The following is a 5,238-nucleotide window of genomic DNA, read 5'->3' as shown; positions in this document are numbered from 1 at the left end:
CGGCCCGCCGCGTCCGGCGGCCTGAGCACCGCCGTGCTCGTGCAGTCGCCCGGTGGCGGACCGATCCTGGCTGCCGCGACCGACTAGATCGCGCTTCGACAAGAAATTGCGCAACGCCGCATGGAGCGGCGCCGCATAGCACGGCCGCCAAGAGGGCGCGCCTTCACGACCAACCCAAGGAGATCATCATGACCACTTCCCGCCTGACGCTGCCGGCACTCGCTCTCGCTCTGTGCTCGACGGCGCTGTTTGCCGGCGGCATCGCCCGTGCCGACGACGCGACCAATGCGATGAAGCCGGCTGCAAATGCCATGAAACCGGCCGCGGATGCGATGAAGCCGGCCGCAGACGCCATGAAACCTGCAACGGATGCGATGAAGCCTGCCGACCCGATGGCCACCAATTCCATGAAGCCGGCGGCTGACGCCATGAAGCCGGCAACGGATGCGATGGCTCCGGCCAAGTAAAGGCGGTGCTGTTTCCGGCTTCGGTCCCGCGGGTCCGAAGCCGGATGCACGTGAAAGTGAGGCTTCGGCCGCAACTCGCCCGTCGCATGATCGTATCTTATCCAATAGACTCCACATGATGGACGTCACAGGAGCTCAAGCCATGACCGACATTCAAAAACCAGTCATCAGACAATCGTCGAACGTCTTCCGCAGCGCGCTCGCCGTTCTTGCGCTGGCCGCCGCTGGCGCCGCCTTCTGGCTGACGCCGGCGGTTTCGGCCGAGGACGCGGTGAAGATCCCGCCGCCGGCACTCGACGAGAAGGCGGCCACCGGCACTGAAAAGGCAATCTTCGCCGGCGGTTGTTTCTGGGGCGTGCAGGGCGTGTTCCAGCACGTCAAGGGCGTGACCAGGGCCGTCTCCGGCTACACCGGCGGCGACAAGGACACCGCCGTCTACGAGACGGTCGGCTCAGGCCGTACCGGGCATGCCGAATCCGTCGAGATCACCTACGATCCGTCGAAGGTGACCTACGGCCAGCTGCTGCAGGTCTATTTCTCGGTCGCCCACAACCCGACCCAGCTGAATTTCCAGGGTCCGGACTCCGGCACGCAGTACCGCTCGACGATCTTCGCCGAAAACGATGCCCAAAAGAAGATCGCGCAAAGCTACATCGCCCAGCTCGACCAGGCCAAGGTGTTCCCGGAGCCGATCGTCACCACGCTGGAAACCGGCAAGACCTTCTATCCGGCCGAGAACTATCATCAGGACTTCCTGACGCTGAACCCGACCTATCCCTACATCGTCTACAACGACCTGCCCAAGGTGGCGAACCTGAAGGCCCTGTTCCCGGCGCTCTATAGCGAGAAGCCGGTGCTGGTGCTGGCGGCAAGCAACTGAGAATGCCCAATCTCCCCCTCGCGGGGGGAGATTTGCGCACTCAGCCGCCCCGCCCCTGCCGGCTACATGGCCTTCATCGCGTCACACGACACAGTCGGGTTCATGTCGGCGAAGGTGCCGGCCGGGTTCTTCTTCCAGGCCCAGACATGCAGTTCATAGAACGGGCCTAGACCGTAGCGGTTGGGCGCGCTGTCGAAATTGAACAGCTGCCCTTCCAGCGAAGCCGGACCTTTCGAGGTGATGTACTCGACGGCCACCAGCCTCAGCTTGCCGTTTGCCATCGGCTCGTACATCACCGCCTCGGGCTTGGCGAGTTCGACCGCATCGTCCTTCAGATAACCGGCATTGACATAGTGGATGCCCATGGCGCCGCCGGTGATGCCGCTGGCGCAAGGGATCGGCGCATAGCCCTCGGCCGTCGCCATCGCCACGTTCTCGAAGCGGCTGTTGGCTGCCCGCACCTTCTCGTCCAGCGCGCCAGCGTTGTGAGCATTGGCCGCGGTGGCCGCGATCGACAGGATCGAAAGGTTGATGAGGTGTTTGGTCCACAGATGGATGTTCATGTTCTCTCCTCCTTGTTGATGGCGCGCGGGAGCAGCCGCTCCCGCTGCGACGTCGGATCTCGGCTGCACGCATCATTGGTACCGGGTGAAGTCCCAGTAGTGCGGCAGCCCCTCGAGCTCCGGCAGGCCGATGTCGCGTCTCAGATAATCGTCCTGCGGAGGCAATCGACGCCGACTCTTGCGCAATGGCGCGAACAGCAGCGAGGCCAGCCGCCAGAAAGCCCGGCCCGGTAACGGGTCTCGTCCGACGGGTCTCGACGCCGCCGACGGCCCGCTGAACGATTCGTCAGGCACGCTGCCGTCGCCGCGAAGGGCAGTTTGATGCTCATCGATCGGGTCAACGGTAAAAGTAAGGGTCAAGAACCCGCACCTCCGTGATCTTGTCGACAGGCAGCGCGTTTTTCTGGGCCGTGCTGCGGATCGCTTCCGGCGAAGGCGCGTCATAGATGCAGAAGCTCTGCTTCTTGTCGGGCGAGACGAAGGACTGCACCCAGGTCACGCCTTTCTCCGCGTTGCGCATGATGACGCCGCCCAGCGCATCGGCGCCGGCGTCGTTCACCGGCACGCTGAGGCCGTTGGGAAATGTACGTTCAACCACATAGCGAGGCATATCAGGTTCCTTTTTTACTGTTTCACGCCCGGTTTTGAGCGCGGAGGACATTGATCACGCTCGCCAGGGGCGCGCATCGGAACCTTTCCCTATGTTTCGTGGGACGATTCCCCATGTTAACGGCGTTCACTGCTGGAGCCACAAAGCCGATACCGGGCCGCGCTATCCTGCCTGACGAAAGCGGGGTGCGGCAGCGACCCGGATCACGAAAAGCGGACGATCATGCTTCTGGAACGGCAGACACAGCTGGAGCAGCTTGACGGACTTCTCGCCGAAGCCGCGCGTGGTCGCGGCAGCGTGGTGGCGTTGTCGGGCGAGGCCGGCGCCGGCAAGACCGCACTGGTCGAGGCCTTCGTCGCCGGCGCGGCCAAGGCTACGCGCATCTTGCGCAGCGCCTGCGAGGACCTGTCGATCCCCGATCCGCTCGGACCGCTCTATGACCTCGCCCGCGAGGCGCAATGGGCGATGCCGCAGGCGATCGACGCCAGGCAGGGTCAGCGGCTGCCACTGTTCTCCGGTGCCCTCGACGTGTTCGAGACAAGGACCCAGCCGACGCTTCTGGTAATCGAGGATCTGCATTGGGCGGACGACGCGACGCTCGATTTCGTCCGCTTTCTTGGCCGGCGCATCGCCAACACCCACATCCTGGTCCTGTTGACGGCGCGCACCGACCGCAGCGAAGGACAGGCGCGTGTGCGCCGGGCGCTGGGTGAAATTCCGTCGGGCAACGTTGCCCGTATCGACGTGCCGCTGTTGAGCGAGGCGGCCGTCCTGTCGCTCGCCAGCGCTGCCGGCCGCGATGGCGACGCCATCTACCGGGTCACCGCCGGCAATGCCTTCTTCGTCACCGAGCTCCTGTGCGCCGACAATGAGATGACGCCACCGGCCAGCGTGCGGGACGCCGTTGTGGCGCGGGCCGAACGGTTGTCCGCCGGTGCCCGCTCGATGCTGGACGCGGTATCGGTGTTTCCCAGGCGGGCCGATGCTTGGGCTCTGCAGGGCCTGTGCGGCGTCGCCAGCGCCGGACAGCTGGCGGAATGTGTGTCGAATGGGCTGCTCGACGATCTGGGCGATGGCTATGCCTTCCGCCATGAAATCGCACGCCGCGCCATCGAGATGATGCTGACGACAAGTTACAGGAGACTGTTCAACCAGCGCGCGCTGTCGGCGCTGCTTGAAAACGGCGGCGTCGCCACCGCACGCCTGGTCCATCACGCCGTGGAAGCGCACAATTTCGAGGCGGTGCGCGAATTCGCGCCGATCGCCGCGCGCGAGGCTTCGCGTGTCGGCGCCCATCGCGACGCCGCCGGCTACTATGAGGTCGCCTTGCGGCAGGCCGACACCTTGCCCGTGGAAGAACGCGCCGGACTTTACGAGCAGTATGCCTTCGAGTGTCACTTGATCGCCCGCATTGACGAGGCCATCAAGGCGCAGGAACAAGCCCGCGCGTTGCAAAAGGCGCTTGGCAACACGCTGAAGGAAGGCGACAGCCTCAGGTGGCTATCGCGCTTCGCCTATCTGTTGGGCGACCGCCCGGCAGCCGACCTGTTCGGCGCCCAGGCGGTCGCGTTGCTGGAGGCAGTTCCCGCCAGTGCCGAACTTGCCATGGCCTATTCGAACCTTTCGCAGCTGGCGATGCTGGCCGAAAGGCTCGACGAGACCCTGTCGCTGGGCGGCAGGGCGATCGAGCTTGCCGAGCAGCTGGACCGGCAGGATGTCGTTTGTCACGCGCTCAACAATGTCGGCGCCGCCGAGCAGTGGCTGGATCTGGCCAGCAGCCGGCTGCATCTCGCCCGCAGCCTCGAAATCGCGCTGGAGCAGAATTTTCAGGAGCACGCCGCGCGTGCCTTCACCAATTGCGCCTGTGGCGAGATCAACCAATTGGGCTACAGCCAGGCTCAATCCTTCCTCGATCGCGGCATCGACTATTGCGTCGACAACGATCTGGCGACTTGGCGTGACTATATGCGTGGGGTTCGGGCACAGTTGTTGTTGCGTCAGGGATACTGGAACGAAGCTGCCGCCGAAGCTCTGGATGTCATAAGCAATGACCAGGCGACGGCGCTGGTCCGCTATCCCGCTTTGGTGGCCCTGGTGAAACTGCGTCTTCGGCGCGGAGATCCTTCGGCCGAGCCGCTGCTGGCGGAAATGAATCGGTTCCTGGAAAGGGGAGCCGAATTGCAGCGGCTGTTGCCGTACGCCGCCATCGTCGCCGAGCAGGCATGGCTCGGCGAGGCGGAAATCGCCGAGGCGCTGCGGCTGATCGACCTTGCCGAGACCCTGTCGCCGACGCGGGCCATGTTTGCCGAACTGGCCAGCTGGCGCCAGATCCTCTCCGCCGGTCGCGACGCGGGGGATACGGCCGGCATGGCCGCGCCGTACCGAATGCTCCTGGCTGGCGACTGGCAAGGGGCGGCCGCGGTCTGGGCGGATCTCAACGCACCTTATGAACGTGCGCTCGCGCTCGCCCAGGGCGATGAGCCGGCGCAGCGTGCGGCACTCGAGATATTCGAGACCCTTGGAGCCAAGCCGGTTGCGAGCCATGTGCGCGAAATCATGCGGCGCAACGGCGTCATTCGCATCGCCCGGGGGCCGCGCCAGACCACGCGCGCCAACAGCGCCGGCCTGACCCAACGCCAGATGGAAGTGCTGCAACTGATCGAGCGCGGCTTCTCCAACAAGCGGATCGCAGAGCACCTGACCATTTCACCAAAAACC

At 64.7% G+C, this 5,238-nt stretch carries 6 protein-coding genes; 3 read left to right on the top strand and 3 right to left on the bottom strand.

The features are described 5' to 3' along the window. Positions 1-188: 188 nt before the first annotated feature. Both EN991_RS22365 and msrA read left to right on the top strand, forming a co-directional pair. Complete coding sequence (locus tag EN991_RS22365) at positions 189-467, top strand: hypothetical protein (RefSeq protein ID WP_027162827.1); 279 nt, start codon at positions 189-191, stop codon at positions 465-467. Positions 468-609: 142 nt separating this feature from the next. Beyond that, a complete protein-coding gene (gene msrA, locus EN991_RS22360) occupies positions 610-1,347 on the top strand; it encodes a peptide-methionine (S)-S-oxide reductase MsrA (RefSeq protein ID WP_024504097.1) in 738 nt (245 codons plus the stop codon). 62 nt (positions 1,348-1,409) lie between these two features. Here the strand turns inward: msrA and EN991_RS22355 are convergent, their stop codons facing one another. The 3 genes from EN991_RS22355 to EN991_RS22345 all read right to left on the bottom strand — a co-directional run bounded on the left by EN991_RS22355 (position 1,410) and on the right by EN991_RS22345 (position 2,571). Then, positions 1,410-1,910 carry a hypothetical protein gene (locus EN991_RS22355; protein ID WP_063173443.1) on the bottom strand — a complete coding sequence of 167 codons (501 nt, stop codon included), beginning with the start codon at positions 1,908-1,910 and terminating at the stop codon, positions 1,410-1,412. A gap of 72 nt (positions 1,911-1,982) precedes the next feature. Continuing rightward, positions 1,983-2,270 carry a hypothetical protein gene (locus EN991_RS22350; protein WP_082827512.1) on the bottom strand — a complete coding sequence of 96 codons (288 nt, stop codon included), beginning with the start codon at positions 2,268-2,270 and terminating at the stop codon, positions 1,983-1,985. Continuing rightward, positions 2,248-2,571 carry a DUF4242 domain-containing protein gene (locus EN991_RS22345; protein ID WP_245461039.1) on the bottom strand — a complete coding sequence of 108 codons (324 nt, stop codon included), beginning with the start codon at positions 2,569-2,571 and terminating at the stop codon, positions 2,248-2,250. The genes EN991_RS22350 and EN991_RS22345 overlap by 23 nt, the downstream gene beginning before the upstream one ends. Positions 2,572-2,742: 171 nt before the next feature. Here EN991_RS22345 and EN991_RS22340 point away from each other — a divergent pair. Next, on the top strand, positions 2,743-5,238 hold a 2,496-nt coding region (locus EN991_RS22340; protein WP_164769293.1), incomplete at its 3' end, for an AAA family ATPase.

Source organism: Mesorhizobium sp. M7A.F.Ca.US.005.03.2.1 (assembly GCF_003997795.1).
Taxonomy (GTDB): Bacteria; Pseudomonadota; Alphaproteobacteria; order Rhizobiales; family Rhizobiaceae; genus Mesorhizobium; species Mesorhizobium ciceri.
Note: the sequence above shows the minus strand (reverse complement) of the source record. Positions and strands in the feature narration are given on the sequence as shown.